The 15,661-nt window shown below is 59.0% G+C and carries 18 protein-coding genes and 1 pseudogene; 7 read left to right on the top strand and 12 right to left on the bottom strand.

The features are described from left to right. Window positions 1–4: 4 nt before the first annotated feature. From flgH to EGT36_RS09310, 12 genes and pseudogenes are all read right to left on the bottom strand, one after another. Window positions 5–724, bottom strand: a complete 720-nt coding sequence (gene flgH, locus EGT36_RS09255) for a flagellar basal body L-ring protein FlgH (protein WP_004439948.1) — start codon at window positions 722–724, stop codon at window positions 5–7. Beyond that, window positions 721–1,257: a MotE family protein gene (locus tag EGT36_RS09260; RefSeq protein ID WP_004439951.1), complete on the bottom strand. Its 537-nt coding sequence runs from the start codon at window positions 1,255–1,257 to the stop codon at window positions 721–723. The genes flgH and EGT36_RS09260 overlap by 4 nt, the downstream gene beginning before the upstream one ends. Beyond that, window positions 1,254–2,309 (bottom strand): annotated as a pseudogene (locus EGT36_RS09265) (flagellar basal body P-ring protein FlgI); the annotation flags it as partial. The pseudogene EGT36_RS09265 and the gene EGT36_RS09260, both read right to left, overlap by 4 nt. Window positions 2,310–2,371: 62 nt before the next feature. Continuing rightward, window positions 2,372–2,860 (bottom strand): flagellar basal body P-ring formation chaperone FlgA, encoded by a 489-nt coding sequence (gene flgA, locus EGT36_RS09270; RefSeq protein WP_004439958.1) that lies wholly within the window; start codon window positions 2,858–2,860, stop codon window positions 2,372–2,374. 20 nt (window positions 2,861–2,880) lie between these two features. Further along, window positions 2,881–3,669 (bottom strand): flagellar basal-body rod protein FlgG, encoded by a 789-nt coding sequence (gene flgG / locus EGT36_RS09275; protein ID WP_003503427.1) that lies wholly within the window; start codon window positions 3,667–3,669, stop codon window positions 2,881–2,883. A gap of 18 nt (window positions 3,670–3,687) precedes the next feature. Next, window positions 3,688–4,023, bottom strand: a complete 336-nt coding sequence (fliE, locus tag EGT36_RS09280; protein ID WP_006698199.1) for a flagellar hook-basal body complex protein FliE — start codon at window positions 4,021–4,023, stop codon at window positions 3,688–3,690. Then, entirely contained in the window at window positions 4,020–4,439 is a 420-nt protein-coding gene (gene flgC, locus EGT36_RS09285; RefSeq protein ID WP_004439964.1) for a flagellar basal body rod protein FlgC, read from the bottom strand. The genes fliE and flgC overlap by 4 nt, the downstream gene beginning before the upstream one ends. 3 nt (window positions 4,440–4,442) lie before the next feature. Beyond that, window positions 4,443–4,835 carry a flagellar basal body rod protein FlgB gene (gene flgB, locus EGT36_RS09290; protein ID WP_004439967.1) on the bottom strand — a complete coding sequence of 131 codons (393 nt, stop codon included), beginning with the start codon at window positions 4,833–4,835 and terminating at the stop codon, window positions 4,443–4,445. Between the two features lie 170 nt (window positions 4,836–5,005). Further along, entirely contained in the window at window positions 5,006–5,530 is a 525-nt protein-coding gene (locus EGT36_RS09295) for a hypothetical protein (RefSeq protein ID WP_373969202.1), read from the bottom strand. A 41-nt stretch (window positions 5,531–5,571) separates the two neighbouring features. Beyond that, the gene (gene fliI / locus EGT36_RS09300; RefSeq protein ID WP_112636814.1) at window positions 5,572–6,978 is read right to left on the bottom strand and encodes a flagellar protein export ATPase FliI; all 1,407 of its coding nucleotides are present in this window, start codon (window positions 6,976–6,978) and stop codon (window positions 5,572–5,574) included. A gap of 11 nt (window positions 6,979–6,989) precedes the next feature. After that, entirely contained in the window at window positions 6,990–7,724 is a 735-nt protein-coding gene (gene flgF, locus EGT36_RS09305) for a flagellar basal-body rod protein FlgF (protein ID WP_004439975.1), read from the bottom strand. 1 nt (window position 7,725) lies between these two features. Then, on the bottom strand, window positions 7,726–8,505 hold the full coding sequence (locus EGT36_RS09310; protein ID WP_125270579.1) for a DUF1217 domain-containing protein: 780 nt from the start codon (window positions 8,503–8,505) through the stop codon (window positions 7,726–7,728). 185 nt (window positions 8,506–8,690) lie between these two features. Between EGT36_RS09310 and motA the strand changes: the two genes are divergently transcribed. The 7 genes from motA (at window position 8,691) to EGT36_RS09350 (ending at window position 15,467) form a co-directional block, all read left to right on the top strand. After that, on the top strand, window positions 8,691–9,563 hold the full coding sequence (gene motA, locus EGT36_RS09315; RefSeq protein ID WP_004439982.1) for a flagellar motor stator protein MotA: 873 nt from the start codon (window positions 8,691–8,693) through the stop codon (window positions 9,561–9,563). Then, window positions 9,560–10,519, top strand: a complete 960-nt coding sequence (locus tag EGT36_RS09320) for a FliM/FliN family flagellar motor switch protein (RefSeq protein ID WP_022555618.1) — start codon at window positions 9,560–9,562, stop codon at window positions 10,517–10,519. Before motA ends, EGT36_RS09320 begins: the two co-directional genes overlap by 4 nt. Window positions 10,520–10,582: 63 nt before the next feature. Then, entirely contained in the window at window positions 10,583–11,122 is a 540-nt protein-coding gene (gene fliN, locus EGT36_RS09325; protein ID WP_022555619.1) for a flagellar motor switch protein FliN, read from the top strand. A 27-nt stretch (window positions 11,123–11,149) separates the two neighbouring features. After that, the gene (fliG, locus tag EGT36_RS09330; protein WP_125270324.1) at window positions 11,150–12,193 is read left to right on the top strand and encodes a flagellar motor switch protein FliG; all 1,044 of its coding nucleotides are present in this window, start codon (window positions 11,150–11,152) and stop codon (window positions 12,191–12,193) included. 126 nt (window positions 12,194–12,319) lie between these two features. Further along, entirely contained in the window at window positions 12,320–13,402 is a 1,083-nt protein-coding gene (flhB, locus tag EGT36_RS09335; RefSeq protein ID WP_004439997.1) for a flagellar biosynthesis protein FlhB, read from the top strand. A gap of 5 nt (window positions 13,403–13,407) precedes the next feature. After that, window positions 13,408–13,845, top strand: a complete 438-nt coding sequence (locus tag EGT36_RS09340; RefSeq protein ID WP_004439999.1) for a BspJ family T4SS effector nucleomodulin — start codon at window positions 13,408–13,410, stop codon at window positions 13,843–13,845. Window positions 13,846–14,150: 305 nt separating this feature from the next. Next, the gene (locus EGT36_RS09350) at window positions 14,151–15,467 is read left to right on the top strand and encodes a flagellin N-terminal helical domain-containing protein (protein WP_037090909.1); all 1,317 of its coding nucleotides are present in this window, start codon (window positions 14,151–14,153) and stop codon (window positions 15,465–15,467) included. Window positions 15,468–15,661: the final 194 nt, after the last annotated feature.

Here is a 15,661-nt window from a genome sequence, read left to right on the forward strand (position 1 = left end):
GGCGTCAGAGCGGCGAGAACAGGTCGACGACCTGCTGCCCGACCGGAGGCTGCTGCACTTCCGTCAGACGGCCGCGACCGCCATAGGAGATGCGCGCTTCGGCAATGCGCTCGTAGGAGATCATGTTCTGAGCATCCACATCCTGCGGCCGCACGATGCCGCCGACGTTGAGGATGCGGATTTCATGGTTCACGCGCACTTCCTGCGAGCCGCTGATGATGAGGTTGCCGTTTTCGAGAATACCCGTCACGACGGCGGCCACGAGCAGCGTCAGCTTTTCAGACCGCTTGGTCTTGCCCTTGGCCTGGGTATCGGTGTCGGAGCCGTATTTGATGTTGGAATCCGCGTCCGGCGTCCAGCCAAGGATCTGGGCTTTGGCCTTCCAGTTCAAGCCGCTGGAGTTGGTGCGGTTACGCTCGGTTTCGTTGTCGAAATCGGCCTTGTCGTTGATCTGGATGTTGACGGTCAGGATGTCGCCGATGTTCAGCGCGCGCAGGTCTTTGAAAAGTGCGCCCTGGCTGTCGCTCCACAGTGAATAGCCGCTTGCCATGTGTTTTGGCTGCTTGGGATACATGCCCATCTGCGGTGTCTGGCTGAATTGCAGACCGCTGCCGATCGGGCTCATCGCCGGTGCGTTACCGATTTCCTTCAGGGTCTGGTTGTTCTGGCAGCCTGCCAGGAGAGCGAGCGGCAGGAGGAGGGCCGGAAGACGACGCGTGCTCATGAAGGATCCTTCGAAGTGTTTTTGTCGATTGCCTGCGACATGATGCCGGCGACGGTGGCAGCTTTCTGCGCGTCCATCTCGCTGAGGATGAGGCCGGATTGACGCGGCGGCAGCTGCATGATGATGGCAGCAGCAATCTCCACATGCATCTTCTCGAGCTGCGGTGCGGCGGCATCCGCCTTCATCGTCTTGTAGATGTCGACGAGGTTGCTTTTGGCCTGGTTGAGGAAATGTTCGCGGCGCGCCAGCCAGTCTTCATATTCAGCCTTGCGGTTTTCCAGCACGGAAATGCGCTCGTTCACGTCGGATTGGAGCTTCTCGAGCTCCTGCTTCTGCATCAGGTAACGCTGATCCCGGGCCGCATCGGCAATGTTGGTGCAGAATTTCTGGATTTCATCCTGCGTACTGAGTTCTGAAACCACGTTCTGCTGGCTCTCCGCGCCGGCGGCCGGCAGCAGGAACAGCAGCGACGCGACCGCCGCGAAGCGGACGAGGCCATTCGAAAGCGGATTTTTGGTCTGACGTTCCATCATTGCAGCACAAGCTCCGCCTGAAGGGCGCCGGCGGATTTGATGCCTTGCAGGATGGCGATGATACCATCCGCCTTGAGCCCGATGCTGTTGAGACCGGCAACCAGCGTGCGAAGGTCAGGCCCTTCGACAATGGCGACCTTGCTGCCTTCCTGCATGGCCATGATATCCGTCTGCGGCTGCACCGCCGTTTGGCCACGCGAGAAGGGTGCCGGCTGAATGACCTGCGGTGATTCGGTCACCTGCACGGTCAGCGTGCCGTAGCTGACGGCGACGCGCGAAATCCGCACATCGGCACCGATGACGATCGTGCCGGTGCGTTCGTTGATGACGACCTTGGCCGGGGTATCCGTCTCGACGGTCAGGTTTTCGATTTCCGCCATCAGCCGGGTGAGATCCGCGACGCGAGGCTTTTGCACCGCGATTTCCTGCGAATCGCGCGGTTCGGCGATCGGATTGCCATAGCGGGCGCGGGCAAAGGCGTTGACGACGTCTGCGACGCGCACGGCCGTCGAAAAGTCGGGGTTGCGCAGCTGAAGGACCAGATTGACCGAATCCTTGAACTTCGACGGCAGCTCCCGTTCGATGATCGCGCCGTTTGGCACGCGCGCCGACGTGGTGACACCCTGGGTCAGCGTTGCCGCATCGCCCTGCGCCGAAAAGCCGTTGACGATCAGTGCGCCCTGCGCGACCGCGTAAATCTGCCCGTCGGCGCCGGAGAGCGACGTCATGATGAGGTTGCCGCCGCGCAGCGAAGAGGCATCGCCGAGCGAGCTCACTGTCACGTCGACGCGGCTGCCGGGGCTCGCGAAGGGCGGCAGATTGGCCGTCACCATCACGGCGGCGATGTTCTTGGCATTCGACTGGCCGCCCTGCGTGGTGATGCCGAGATTCTGCAACATCGCGCGCATGGATTGCTCGGTAAACGGCGAAGAACGCAGGCTGTCGCCCGTGCCCTGCAGGCCGACCACGAGACCGTAACCGATTAGCTGGTTGTCACGCCCCGCCTGCAGCGATGCGATATCCTTGATGCGGGACGTATCCGCTTGGGCTGCCGGAACGGAAAGGAAGGGCTGGGCCGAAAACAGGATGGCCGCGGCCAGGATACGAAGCACTCTCATTTCGCCATCACCTGAATGGTTCCGTCCTTCATGACCGTGCCGTTGACGATGACGCCGGAATCGATGTTGCGTACCCGTACGACTTCGCCGAGCGAGCCATCGGTCATCGGTGTTCCCGAAGCCATCAGCGTCATATTGCCGATGGTGAAGACGAGCTTGACGCTGGTGCCGCGCGTGACGAGCGAGGGTTCGCGCAGGGCGGCAACGGGGATCGTGCGGCCGGGAAGCAGGGTCTGCTTGGAGATCATGCCTTCCACTTCGCTGATGTCGCTCGCGTAACCCGCGGAAATATTGGGATTGGTCACCTCCACCGGCTTCACCTGTTCGGACGTGATCGTCTCGCCCGGATAGATGGTACGCACGGGAACCAGCGCCATTGGCGCCTGGGAGAAGGCAGGCGCGAAAGCGCCGATTGAAAAGGCAGACGCCAGGCACATACGGGCGAGTGCCCTTTTGCAGCTGTTATTTTTCCGGCCAAACCTCATGTTCGCCTGCCTTTCCGTTCTTACTTCAGGTTCTTGCTGACAATCGAAGCCATTTCGTCAGCGGTGGTGATGACCTTGGAATTCATCTCATAGGCGCGCTGCGCCGTGATGAGGTCGGTGATTTCCTTGACGGCGTCGACGTTCGAGCCTTCGAGGTAGGATTGCTTGATATAGCCGTAGCTCGGATCGTCGGGCACGCCGATGACGGCGTCGCCGGAAGCCGGTGTCTGGGCGAAGAGGTTGTCGCCGAGCGGCTTCAGACCGGCTTCGTTGGCGAAGTTGGCGATGGTCAGCTGGCCAAGCTCGGTGAAGTCGGCGGCGTTGCCGATACGGGCCGTCACCTGACCCGTGCGGGTAACGGTGATGTCCTGCGCGTCGGTCGGGATATTGATATTCGGAATGACGTTATAGCCATCCACCGTCACGAGATTACCATCGGCGTTCTTGTTAAAGGCGCCGGCGCGGCTGTAGAGCGTCGAACCATCGGCCGCCTCGATCTGGAACCAGCCCTGACCGATGATCGCGACGTCGAGCTTGTTGCCGGTCTCGATCAGATTGCCCTGGGTGTGGATGTTGCGCACGGCCGAGGTCTGCACGCCGAGGCCAATATTGGCGCCCTCGGGCACGATCGCCTGGTTGGCGCGGTTTGGCACACCCTGCATGCGCTCGGTCTGATAGAGAAGATCGGTGAACTCCGCCCGCGCGCGCTTGTAACCGGTGGTGTTGATGTTGGCGATGTTGTTGGCGATGACTTCCAGATTGGTCTGCTGGGCGTCCATACCGGTGGCAGCGATGGCAAGAGCTCTCATGTCAATATTCCTGCTGGGCTAGATCTGCATCTTGGTAATGTCGAGATAGGCCGACACGATCTTGTCTCGGAGCGCGATGGCGGTTTGCAGCGACTGCTCGGCCGAAAGCATGGCATCGACGACTTCACGCGTATTCGCCTTGCCCTGAATGCCTTCAAAAGAAGCGACTTCGGCTTTCTTGAGGTTGTTCATCGCGTCAACGGAAACATTGCCGAGAACGCTTGCGAAGCTCTGACCGGTCTGCTGCGCTGGTGTCGTCTGCTCGCTGCCGAAAATATTGTCGGTGAGCGAGGAAACACTGCCGGCGCCGCGCGTCAGCGAGAGAGAGCCGAGTTGTTTGATGCCGTCGATCATTGCGATGCCTTCAGAAGGTCGATGGTGGAGGCGACGAGGTCGCGTGTCTGGCGGATGACCTGAAGATTGGCGTCGTAGCTGCGGTTTGCTTCGCGCATGTCTGCCATTTCGATCAGGATGTTGACGTTTGGCATCTTTACCATGCCGTTTGCGTCGGCTGCCGGATTGCCGGGGTCGTATTCGTTGATGAAGTCGCCGCGATCGACGCCGAGCTTTTTCACCGTCACGCGCTCGACGCCGCTGACACGGTCGAGTTCCGAACCGAAGGTGACTGTCTTGCGGCGATAAGGGTCCGCGCCTGGTGTGTCACCCGTCGATCTGGCATTGGCGATGTTTTCAGACACGATGCGCAGTCGGGTGGACTGCACTTCCAGGCCGCTGCCGGCGATCTTGCTCGCCGCACTCAAGGGATCCATGGCTTACCTCTTAACCGTCATCAGCATCATGCGATGGAAGGATTTGACGAGATTGGCATTCAGCTCGTACTGCCGCTTGATCTCGCCGGTCTTGGTCATTTCTTCCGCAAGCGCGACCGAATTGCCCGATTCCTGCATGCCGATCTCGTTGTTGACCGGGTTGTCGCGCACCGCGATATTGTCGCTGAGTGTGCTCTCGCCGAAGTGGGCAGGGTTGGTCCTCGCCATGCCGACCTGCTGGCTGGTGGCCTGCATGACCGCTTCGAATGGGCTGACATCCTTGGCGTGGAACTTGGGTGTGTTGGCGTTGGCGATGTTGGTCGCCACGACTTCCTGCCGCACGCTCAGCCATTCCGCTTGGCGGGATGCCAGTTCGAACAGTTGAATCGGTTGCATAGACTTCTCCATCTCGTATGCCCCGAACCTACGGGGCTAATCTTGCGTCAGACTTGCGGAGAAGACGAAGGGTTGCGACGACGGGAAAAGGCGCATGGATGCGCGGCCTGCACAAAGAAAAAAGGCGCGCCAGCAGATGCCGCGCGCCTTTTGATCGGAAGAAATTTCTTTTATTTTTCGGGGTGATAGGTTTTTCCAGAGGATGTCTCTATCAACCACTCGCCGTTGCGTTGCTCGATTTTCGTCAGCAGCGCATTATCAGGCAGGGTCGAGCCGACCCTCACCATATACATGCCCGAACCGTCTTCGATCAGGGCGCGGCCGTTGGAGACATGCAGCAGACGGAAGGCGGTCTGGCCGGGGAAGGGCTGGTCCTCGACCCCGGCTGCGAGATTGTTCTGTTTTTCCTTGCCGCCTGCGTTCACGGTCGCCGTCGTCAGCATGTCGGGCAGTTCGGCCGGCGGTGGGGTGTCTTCCTTGTTGCGATTGGTCATCGCCATCGGAGAAACACTGAAGACTTCCCGCGGGCCGGTATGGGGCAGATCGCGGGTGCGGTCGCCGCCAGCCACCTTCATGCCGAATTTTTCCTCGTTGAAGAACACGTACCAGGGGAAGAAGGCCGCTGCAGCGGCAAGCGTGATGCCTGTCCATGCCAGAATACGGTCGGGTGTGAAGAAAACGGGCTTGGGCAGCACGCCTTCATCGTAGCTATCGTTATTCCGCTTTTTCTTCACGGTCAGCCTCTCATTCTCGGGGTTACCTGCGGCTGGCCGTTCTGCGCGCCGCCGCGCAATGCGGTCGCAAGGTCAGCATAGGCATCCTGTGCCGCCGGTTCGTTCGGCAGCTGTTTCAGCGTTTCATAAATGATCGGAACCTGCTTCACCGCCATGTCGAGGTCTGGGTCGGTGCCCGGCCGGTAACCGCCGATGAGGCGAAGATCCCGCGTTTCCTCGAAGCGATGCACCAGCGCCTTGAGGCGCGAGACCAGCTTTTCCTGATCCGGCGTCCATGCTTTCTTGGCGAGACGCGAGATCGAGGCGAGCGGATTGATCGGCGGGTAGCGGCCTTCTTCTGCAAGGCTGCGGTCGAGCACAATGTGACCATCGAGAATACCGCGGGTCGAATCGGCGATCGGATCGTTATGATTGTCTCCATCCACCAGAATGGAAACGATGGCGGTGATGGTGCCCGTGCCTTCGGCGCCCGGTCCCGCCCGCTCCAGAAGACGCGGCAGCTCGGTGAAGACGGAGGCGGGGTAACCGCGCGCCACCGGCGGTTCACCCGAAGCAACGGCCACTTCGCGGATCGCATGGGCAAATCGCGTCACGCTGTCAATGATGAGGAGGACATTGTCGCCCTGATCGCGGAAATGCTCTGCAATGGTGACGGCGGAAAGTGGCGCCATCTTGCGCAGCATCGGGCTTTCATCGCTCGTCGCGACAACGGCGATGGACTTGCCCATGTTCTCGCCCATCGTATCTTCGATGAATTCGCGCACTTCACGTCCGCGCTCGCCGACCAGTGCAATCACCACCTTGTCGAAGGCGTCAGCCTTTGCAAGCATGGACAGCAGCGTGGATTTGCCGACGCCCGAGCCGGCGAAAATGCCAAGGCGCTGGCCGAGACACAGCGGCGAAAAAATATCGATTGCCCGCACCCCGGTCTTGAACGGGGTCTCCACCCTCTTGCGGGTCATTGAGGGTGGCGCATTGTTGGAAATCGAACGGCGTTCAAGGCCCGCGGCAAGCGGTCCATGGCCGTCGATAGGTTCACCAAGCGCATTGATGGTGCGTCCGCACCAGCTATCATCAGGCGCGACACGGAAGGCGCCCTTGCGGATGACGGTATCGTGAATGCCGATCGGTTCGCCCGGCTCGATAGGGCACACGTAGCAGATATCCGGCTCAACGCGCACCACTTCGCCGAGATGGATGCCGGTCGGGCTGCGATGGGCAACAAACTCGCCGAGCCGCACATGCCGGGACAGGCCGGACACGGTATAGTGCCCGGCTGCGATGGTGCGAACGTGGCCGCCCGGCGCCACCGAAAATTCCGGATCGGCATAATGTCCGGCAAGGCCGGCAAGTTGGGCGAGCTTCGGTGAAATGGCTTCAGCCGAAAGCATGGATACCGGCATTGTCATTGGTCAGTTCCTCAGCGCGCGCCACCAAGCGTCTTGATGCCCTCACCGAAGGTCGATTCGGTATCGCGCATCAGAGAGGAGATGCTTTCGAAGGCACGGTTGACCTGGATGAGCTGCGTCATCTGGGAAATCCCGTTGACGTTCGACTGTTCGAGATAACCCTGAACGACGCCGACCTCGTGATTGTTGACGACGGGGACCGGCTGAGCCACGGGCTTCACGCCGCTATTGGGGTGGCGCAGGAAACCTTGCGAAAAATCCGCCTGGAAGATGCCAAGCGTGGCGACGATGTTTTCGTTCTGCCTGATGGCTCCGTCAAGACCCACGGTAATCGGGCCGCCATTCGGATTGAGCTGGATCGGGCCGCCGCCGGCGTCGAGAACCGGGTAACCGCTGGAGGAAATGAGCGCGCCGTCAGGCCGCATGGTGAAGCGGCCGTCACGGGTCAGAATCTGACCGTCGGGCGTATCCAGCGAGAACCAGGCATCGCCCTTGATGGCGAAATCGAAGGAATTGCCGGTCTGCTCGAAAGCGCCCTGGCGCGTGGAGAGATAGTCGTTGCCCTGGGACACGAAGGCGATCTTGGCATTCATGTCATTATGGTTCTTGGCGACCATTTCGTCGAATTTCACTTCGGAACCGCGGAAGCCGACGGTGTTCACATTCGCCATATTGTCGGAAATGGTGGTGAGACGGCGCTCCAGCGCGATCTGCGAGGACAGGGCGACGTATAGTCCGGATTGCATATCATTTGCCTCCGAGTTTCAGGGAGTTGATGGATATCAGCAGATCGGCGGAGATACCGTAGCCGCTGGAGGAGCCGAAGACGGCGAGGGGATCGTAGGTCGTCGAGGGGTTTTGCATTTCCCACATGATGGTGAAACGCTCGAGCAGCTTGCCGACCTTTTCAGGATCCTGCAGGTCCTTGACACCGATGGTTTTTTCGATGAGGGCAGCCTGTTTCTCGACATCTGCCCCGGCGAATTCGTCGGGCAGGTTATAGGCCGTGCGAAACACCTGCGCGAGCGCATCGTCGGCCAGAAAGTCAAGACCGGATTTGATCGTCGGCGCCTTGCGCTCGAAATAAAGGGCGAGACGAACACCGTTATTGTCGTCGCCCGCTTCCTGTTCCAGCGTCTGCCGGGTGTATTTGGTAATGACGCCCGACTGGGCTGCATCGACCGAAGTCGCCGCCGCACCCAGATCCGCGAAATTCAGCGATTTCGCGAAATCCGCATAACGGCTGTCGGAAAGCTTGTTGGCGAAGGCATTCTTGTCGGTCGCGCCTTCTGTCAGGACCTTGCGGATGAAGGCTTTCGCATAGGCCATGTCCTCGAGCCCGTGCGCCTTGAGCGCGTAATTGTAAAGGCGGGTATCCGCCATGAAATCGTCTATGGATTTCACGTCGCCGATCTTTGCGCGGTAATATTCGGTCTCACGCGCCACATCCGGCTGCTTCGACACCCGCTCAAGCGACTTGCCGATATCCTGACTGATCAGTCTGTAGCTGGTGTAGGTGGAAGTCACTGAACCGCCGCTCTCGTTTGATCCCGATCTCAAGGCGCACGTCCGCCTTTGCCGGCATAGTGCCGCGGCTTGCTTGTGCGAAACTGGCTGGAGGCTGAAGCGCGGAGAGGCTTTGCGGACAGGTTCACGCAAGCCACATTTTTTAGACATGGCGGCATGGAACACTGTTCGGGCGTGGTCGATCAATGAATATTGTAATTGGACTTATAATCACCTTCGGCTGCATCATCGGCGGCTACATGGCGATGGGCGGTCATCTGGACGTGCTGATTCAGCCGTTCGAATTGATGATCATCGGCGGCGCCGGTCTCGGCGGCTTCATCATGGCGAACCCGATGAAGGTCGTGAAGGATTCGGGCAAGGCGCTCGGCGAGGCCTTCAAGCACTCGGTTCCGAAGGAGCGCAACTATCTCGACGTGCTCGGCGTGCTTTATTCGCTGATGCGCGACCTGCGCACGAAATCGCGCAACGAGATCGAGGCTCATATCGACAATCCCGAGGAATCCTCGATCTTCCAGAGCGCGCCATCGGTTCTGAAGAACAAGGAACTGACCTCGTTCATTTGTGACTATGTCCGCCTCATCATCATCGGCAATGCCCGCAGCCACGAAATCGAGGCGCTGATGGATGAAGAAATCGAGACCATCCTCCACGACAAGCTGAAGCCTTACCACGCGATCACCACCATGGGCGATTCCTTCCCTGCCATCGGTATCGTCGCAGCGGTTCTCGGCGTCATCAAGGCGATGGGCAAGATCAATGAATCGCCTGAAGTGCTGGGCGGCCTCATCGGTGCCGCGCTGGTCGGCACCATGCTCGGTATCATCCTGTCCTATTCGATCTGCAATCCGCTCGCCTCGCAGGTCAAGATCGTCCGCACCAAGCAGCATCGCCTCTACATCATCGTCAAGCAGACGCTGATCGCCTACATGAACGGTTCGGTGCCGCAGGTCGCGCTTGAATATGGCCGCAAGACCATCTCCAACTACGAGCGGCCGTCCATCGACGCCGTCGAGCAGGAGATGATGAATCCCGGCGGCGAGAACAAGGCGGCATGACCATGGCAAAAGCTGCAGCGCAAAAAGCTCCCGCCATCGACACCGCCTTGCTCGCGAAACTCACCGGCGGGCTCTCCGACCGCAGGACGATCGCGAAGATCGGTTCCGATATCGGCCACCTCTACAGCGAATTCCTGCCGGATATTTTTCACAGCGAGACCGGCATTGCGATAGACGTCGAATATATCGGCTCCGAATCGGGGCTCATGACCGACCTGATCGCCAATGTCGGGCAGAATGTCGCGGTGGCCGATTGTTCCCTGCGCAACTGGTGCCCGAACTTCATGATGACGGTCGGCAATGGCTTCGTCATCGCGCTCATGGAGCGCATGCTCGGTGCAGCACCGGACAGCATCGGCGAACCCGATGAGCGCAGTCTTTCCCATATCGAGCTCGATCTGGCTGCCATGGTCCTTGGACGTATCGGCGGCGTGCTCCGTTCCGGAGTCAATGCGCCGGGCGGTTTTGAAGCGGCTATCGAGCCGCCGTTCAATTCCAATGGCAAAAGTGCCTTCGACGAGATGATTGCGGGCCTCTACGGCGTTAACATCCGCATGAAAATCGACATTGGCAAAGTGTCGTCGGAATTCTCGCTGATCATACCGCAGCGTCCGTTGCTCAAGACATCCATCGTCGCTCCCAAGGCATCAGCTCAGGCGCTGAAGAAGCAGGAAGAGTGGATGGAGATGATCTCGGAACAGGTGAAGAGATCGCAGGTAACGCTTGAGGCGCGCATCAAGCTCGAAACGCTGACACTCCGTACGATTTCGAAGCTGGTGGCCGGTGATGTCATTCCGTTTCAGGCCCTCAACCAGGACGATATCGGCGTTGAGGTCAGTGCTAACGGTTCCAAGCTATATAATTGCGAATTCGGCAAGTCAGGCGACCGCTACATGGTTCGGGTCAAGAACAATGTCAGCACGGACGACGAGATCTTACGACATTTGATGGGTTAAAATCCTGCCGACCTTTTTGGGTTTGGGCAGGCTGACGCAAGTTTCAAAGGGAATAATCAGCGCATGGCTACGAAGAAAACACCTGTGACCGATGATGCGGCGTTGCCGTCGTTTGAAGACGGCGGCGACCTCGACCAGGCTATCGGCGATCTGCGTGGCGTCCTCAAGACGGATGCGGAAGGCTCGCTCTCCGATTTTGGCGACTTCGGCGATTTCGGAAGTACGGACGAGGTTTCTACGGATACCGACCTTTCCGCCTTCGGTGGCGGAGCGGCCGATTTTGCGATGGACGATTTTGCCGCCGCCCCGCAGGTTGCGGGCGTAAAGGCACCGCTGGGCAGCGGCCTGTCCGAAAACATCGACCTGATCATGGATATCCCGATCGATGTCCAGATCGTTCTCGGCACCAGCCGAATGCTCGTCTCGGGGCTGATGAGCCTGGAGGAGGGCGCGACGATCGCACTCGACCGCAAGATCGGCGAGCCGGTCGAGATCATGGTGAATGGCCGCCGTATTGCGCGCGGTGAAATAACGGTTCTGGAAGACGACGATACGCGCTTCGGCGTAAAATTGATTGAAGTACTGAGTACGAAGAAAGCCTGATCCCTGTGGGGACGGAGAGGAAAGACCATGATGGACTTTGAAGATTTCGGTAACCCAATTGCGGGCAAGCCGTTGTCTCAGGCCGACAAGGCGGCCGCGGTGCTTCTTGCCATGGGCAAGGGCGTCGCCGGCAAGCTGCTGAAGTTTTTCACGCAGCACGAATTGCAGATGATCATTTCCTCGGCCCAGACCCTTCGCGTCATTCCTCCCGATGAACTTGCGCAGATCGTGGCCGAGTTCGAGGACCTGTTCACCGAAGGAACGGGTCTGATGGACAATGCCAAGGCAATCGAGAGCATTCTCGAAGAAGGCCTGACCCCTGAAGAAGTGGACAGCCTTCTCGGCCGCCGCGCAGCGTTTCAGGCCTATGAAGCATCGATCTGGGACCGCCTGCAGGAAGCAGAGCCGGAATTCGTCGGCAAGTTCCTGCTGCGCGAACATCCGCAGACCATCGCCTATATTCTCTCCATGCTGCCCTCGTCCTTCGGTGCCAAGGTTCTTTTGACCATTCCGGAAGAGCAGCGCGCCGATATCATGAACCGCACGGTGAATATGACGGAGGTGAGCCCGACGGCTGCCCAGATCATCGAGAAGCGTGTGGTCAACCTCATCAACGAAATCGAAGCCGAGCGCAATGCCGGCGGTTCCACGAAGGTTGCCGACCTGATGAACGAACTGGACAAGCCGCAGGTCGATACGTTGCTCAGCTCGCTCGAGACGCTCAGCAAGGAAGCCGCAAACAAGGTCAAGCCGAAGATCTTCCTCTTCGACGACCTCATGTTCATGCCGCAGCGCAGCCGCGTCATGCTGCTGAACGATGTGTCTGCCGATGTTCTGACGATGGCGCTGCGCGGCGCCACGATGGAAATCAAGGAATGTGTGCTTTCCAGCATCAGCCCGCGCCAGCGCCGCATGATCGAATCGGACCTTGCGGTGCCGCAGGCCTCGATCAACACCCGCGAAGTGGCGATTGCCCGCCGTGCCGTTGCGCAGGAGGCGATCCGGCTGGCCAATTCCGGCCAGATCCAGCTGAAGGACGCTGCCGCGGAAGAACAATCGGCTGCGGCCTGAGTGGAAGCCGGTTGATAACCGGCCCATCTGCTGCAGGCGGCCATTGCGGTGGCCAGCCCCCGGCGCTAGTTTCGGGACGACGGCCTGCCGGGATCGGCGGGCCTTTTTTTATCCCGGGAACGTGCCTTGGCAGACGATCAGGACAAGGACAGTAAAACAGAAGCCCCAACGGAGAAAAAACTCCGTGATGCGGCGGAAAAGGGCAATCTGCCCTTTTCCCGTGAAGTGCCGATCTTCGCGTCGTCACTGGCCTTTTACTGTTATCTCGTTTTCTTTCTGCCCGACGGTGCCAGCCGCATCGGCGAGACGCTGAAGGACCTGTTCGGCCAGCCCGAACAATGGGACCTGAGCACCAGGCCAGACGCCCTGTCGCTTTTGTACTTCCTCGGCACGTCCATGGCCTATCTGCTCATGCCGGCCATGATCATGTTCATCGTCTTCGGCCTCGCCTCTTCGTTTTTCCAGAACCTGCCGTCGCCGGTGCTGGAACGGGTGCGCCCGCAATGGTCCCGCGTATCGCCCGCCAAGGGTTTCACGCGCATCTATAGCAAGCAGGGTTTCGTGGAATTCGGAAAGTCCGTTTTCAAGATCATGATCGTCTCGACCATCATGTTCTTCGCTCTGCGCGGCGAGTTCTACAGCCTCATCGATCTGATGTTTTCCGATCCGCAGGTTATTTTTGTCCGGGTCGTCGAGATCGTCAAAAAGATGATGATCGTAATCCTGCTTTCGACCGCATTGCTCGCCGCCGTGGACGTTTTATGGACGCGCCATCACTGGTTCACCCAGCTGAAAATGACGAAGCATGAGGTGAAGGAAGAGTACAAGCAGTCGCAGGGCGACCCGGTTGTCAAATCCCGTCAGCGATCAATTGCCCGCGACCGTGCCCGCCGCCGCATGATCAACAACGTGCCTCGCGCGACCCTCGTCATCGCCAACCCGACACACTTTGCGGTGGCGTTGCGTTACGTGCGTGAAGAAAGCGACGCGCCTGTTGTCGTTGCCAAGGGCCAGGACCTTATCGCATTGAAAATCCGCGAGATTGCGGAAGAAAATAATATCCCCGTTTTTGAGGACCCGCCGCTTGCGCGCTCCATGTTTGCGCAAGTCTCGATCGATAGTGTGATTCCACCAGCCTTTTACAAGGCTGTGGCTGAGCTTGTTCATCGGGTTTACGCCATGAAGTCATCGAAAATACGGGTTCAATAAGACCAATGAAAAAATCCGCCTATTCTGAACAGCGGGAAATGATCGTCGCAGAGGCGATCAACCCGATCGCTACAGAACTACGATTGCTAGACCCGGCCGACCTGATTTCGCTGCTCAGATTCGAGTGCTACGGCAGCATTGCCGATCTCGTGTCATCGGCTGCGGAGCTTTATTATCATCCCGGTACGATCAATTTCGGCGCCGGCGGCGAATATAAACTCGAATGGGAAGGCGCGCCGGAGATCGTTCTCGATCTCGAAATCAAACCGATCGGCGCCACGGTCTATGCACAATTGATCTTGGCCAATGAACATGCGGCGGTCGAAATCAATCATGTGTCGTTTCAGAACCCTTCGGAAAATCCGGACGAAAACACCGAGTTCCTCCGCCATAGCCTGATGGCCGCCCGATTCGTTTCGACCCACCAGGGCGAAGCGGCCTGAACCATCCGCCGAATATCCAGCCGATGACCGGTTGCGACTGCCGAAACGGCGGTCGCGACGGTTTTGCCTGATCGCTTTTTCACCCGACCTTGCCCGAAGCCTGCCACCGCGCGCAAAACCGTTATGGGAAAGCGAGGAACGCCTTGCAAATCAGCGTTGTTGTTTGGTACCTATCGAATTAACGATTTGTTAACGAACGGCAGGTCGCGGTGGATCATTTCAACCACCGCCGATGCGCATGATGCCTCTGCTCGTTTCCGGCGCAGCGCCGGATTATTTCTTACATTTTGAATTGGGTGGAACCCATGACCAGCATTATGACCAATGCGGCGGCAATGGCCGCGCTGCAAACCTTGCGCATGATCGACAAGAACCTCGAGACCACGCAGGCGCGCGTCTCCTCCGGTTACCGCGTCGAGACGGCAGCGGATAACGCGGCCTATTGGTCTATCTCCACGACCATGCGCTCGGACAATGCGGCGCTTTCGGCCGTTCAGGACGCACTTGGTCTCGGCGCCGCCAAGGTCGACACCGCCTTCGAAGCCGTGGAAAGTGCTATTGAGACGGTCAAATCGCTGAAGGCGAAGCTGGTTGCCGCTTATGGTGTGGGCAGCAACCGGACGAAGATCCAGGAAGAAATCAAGCAGCTTCAGGATCAGCTGAAGAGCATCTCCGAATCGGCGTCTTTCTCCGGCGAAAACTGGCTCCAGGCGAAGATCGGCGACGGCAAGACGCCGCCCGCGGAAGAGCCGGTCATCAAGAAGATCGTCGCTTCATTTACCCGCACCGCCGCAGGCGCAGTCGGGGTGACGACGGTCGATTATTCACTCGATTCGAGCACGGTGCTTTTCGATCTGAGCGGCGGCAAGTTCGGCATTCTCGATACCGAAGCGCGATTCCTGCGCAAGAACGAGACGATCGTGACGATGCGCACGACCGATACGCCCGCGGCACCCGCCGCTCCCACCGTCACCGACAAGGATTATGTCGTTCCGACGCTGAAGGATAGCGAAGTGGCGGCACTGGCAGGTTTTTCCGTGAAGGCGACCGGCATCTATACCAATGCCGCCAATACGGAGGGTTATTTGAAGATCGGTGATGGTGTGTGGGTAAAGCTCACCTCCACCGACCCGGCAGCGGCGGGCGCTCCGGCGACCGACAGCACGACCCCCGTCGCGACCACGACATCGCCGAGCACCAACTGGTATTACGATGTCACTGCGGCAATTGACCCCGACAATCGTAAACTCGGAATCTCCGTCTCCACGCTCGACATCAACAAGCTCACCGATCTCGCCCAGAAAATGGGAACGATGACGGGAGAGCAATATACCGAAGCCGACGTGCTGGATGCGATGATGTCCTTTGTCGACGGTCAGCTCGAAGCGATGACCAGCGCGGCGTCCAGCCTGGGCTCGCTGCAGAGCCGTATCGACATGCAGGAGAACTTCGTGTCGAGCCTGATGGACGTGATCGACAAGGGCATCGGTCGTCTTGTCGATGCTGACATGAACGAGGAATCGACCAAGCTGAAGGCGCTCCAGACACAGCAGCAGCTCGGTATCCAGTCACTCTCCATCGCCAACGCCAACGCAGAAAATATTCTCCAGCTCTTCAAGTAATGGAGCTTCCTCGCATGGGCATGCGCGGAAACGTGGCGCAGACGTGCTGAACAGTTCCGCCTTCATCCTCGCACAAGTTTGAACACCTAACGTCGGGGCAATATGGGGCGGATCGCATGGCGCGGTCCTCCGGCAATCATGGAAGAGACGGGCAGGGTAGCAAGGATGACGGTGGTGCCGCCAAACGGCTTAGA

The sequence above is a fragment of the Agrobacterium sp. FDAARGOS_525 genome (assembly GCF_003938925.1).
GTDB lineage: Bacteria > Pseudomonadota > Alphaproteobacteria > Rhizobiales > Rhizobiaceae > Agrobacterium > Agrobacterium pusense.

What these genes read in the sequence shown, in the direction of transcription:
- flgH (WP_004439948.1), bottom strand. Translation starts at nt 724, where the DNA reads ATGAGCACGCGTCGTCTTCCGGCCCTCCTCCTGCCGCTCGCTCTCCTG.
- EGT36_RS09260 (WP_004439951.1), bottom strand. Translation starts at nt 1,257, where the DNA reads ATGATGGAACGTCAGACCAAAAATCCGCTTTCGAATGGCCTCGTCCGC.
- flgA (WP_004439958.1), bottom strand. Translation starts at nt 2,860, where the DNA reads ATGAGGTTTGGCCGGAAAAATAACAGCTGCAAAAGGGCACTCGCCCGT.
- flgG (WP_003503427.1), bottom strand. Translation starts at nt 3,669, where the DNA reads ATGAGAGCTCTTGCCATCGCTGCCACCGGTATGGACGCCCAGCAGACC.
- fliE (WP_006698199.1), bottom strand. Translation starts at nt 4,023, where the DNA reads ATGATCGACGGCATCAAACAACTCGGCTCTCTCTCGCTGACGCGCGGC.
- flgC (WP_004439964.1), bottom strand. Translation starts at nt 4,439, where the DNA reads ATGGATCCCTTGAGTGCGGCGAGCAAGATCGCCGGCAGCGGCCTGGAA.
- flgB (WP_004439967.1), bottom strand. Translation starts at nt 4,835, where the DNA reads ATGCAACCGATTCAACTGTTCGAACTGGCATCCCGCCAAGCGGAATGG.
- fliI (WP_112636814.1), bottom strand. Translation starts at nt 6,978, where the DNA reads ATGACAATGCCGGTATCCATGCTTTCGGCTGAAGCCATTTCACCGAAG.
- flgF (WP_004439975.1), bottom strand. Translation starts at nt 7,724, where the DNA reads ATGCAATCCGGACTATACGTCGCCCTGTCCTCGCAGATCGCGCTGGAG.
- motA (WP_004439982.1), top strand. Translation starts at nt 8,691, where the DNA reads ATGAATATTGTAATTGGACTTATAATCACCTTCGGCTGCATCATCGGC.
- EGT36_RS09320 (WP_022555618.1), top strand. Translation starts at nt 9,560, where the DNA reads ATGACCATGGCAAAAGCTGCAGCGCAAAAAGCTCCCGCCATCGACACC.
- fliN (WP_022555619.1), top strand. Translation starts at nt 10,583, where the DNA reads ATGGCTACGAAGAAAACACCTGTGACCGATGATGCGGCGTTGCCGTCG.
- fliG (WP_125270324.1), top strand. Translation starts at nt 11,150, where the DNA reads ATGATGGACTTTGAAGATTTCGGTAACCCAATTGCGGGCAAGCCGTTG.
- EGT36_RS09340 (WP_004439999.1), top strand. Translation starts at nt 13,408, where the DNA reads ATGAAAAAATCCGCCTATTCTGAACAGCGGGAAATGATCGTCGCAGAG.
- EGT36_RS09350 (WP_037090909.1), top strand. Translation starts at nt 14,151, where the DNA reads ATGACCAGCATTATGACCAATGCGGCGGCAATGGCCGCGCTGCAAACC.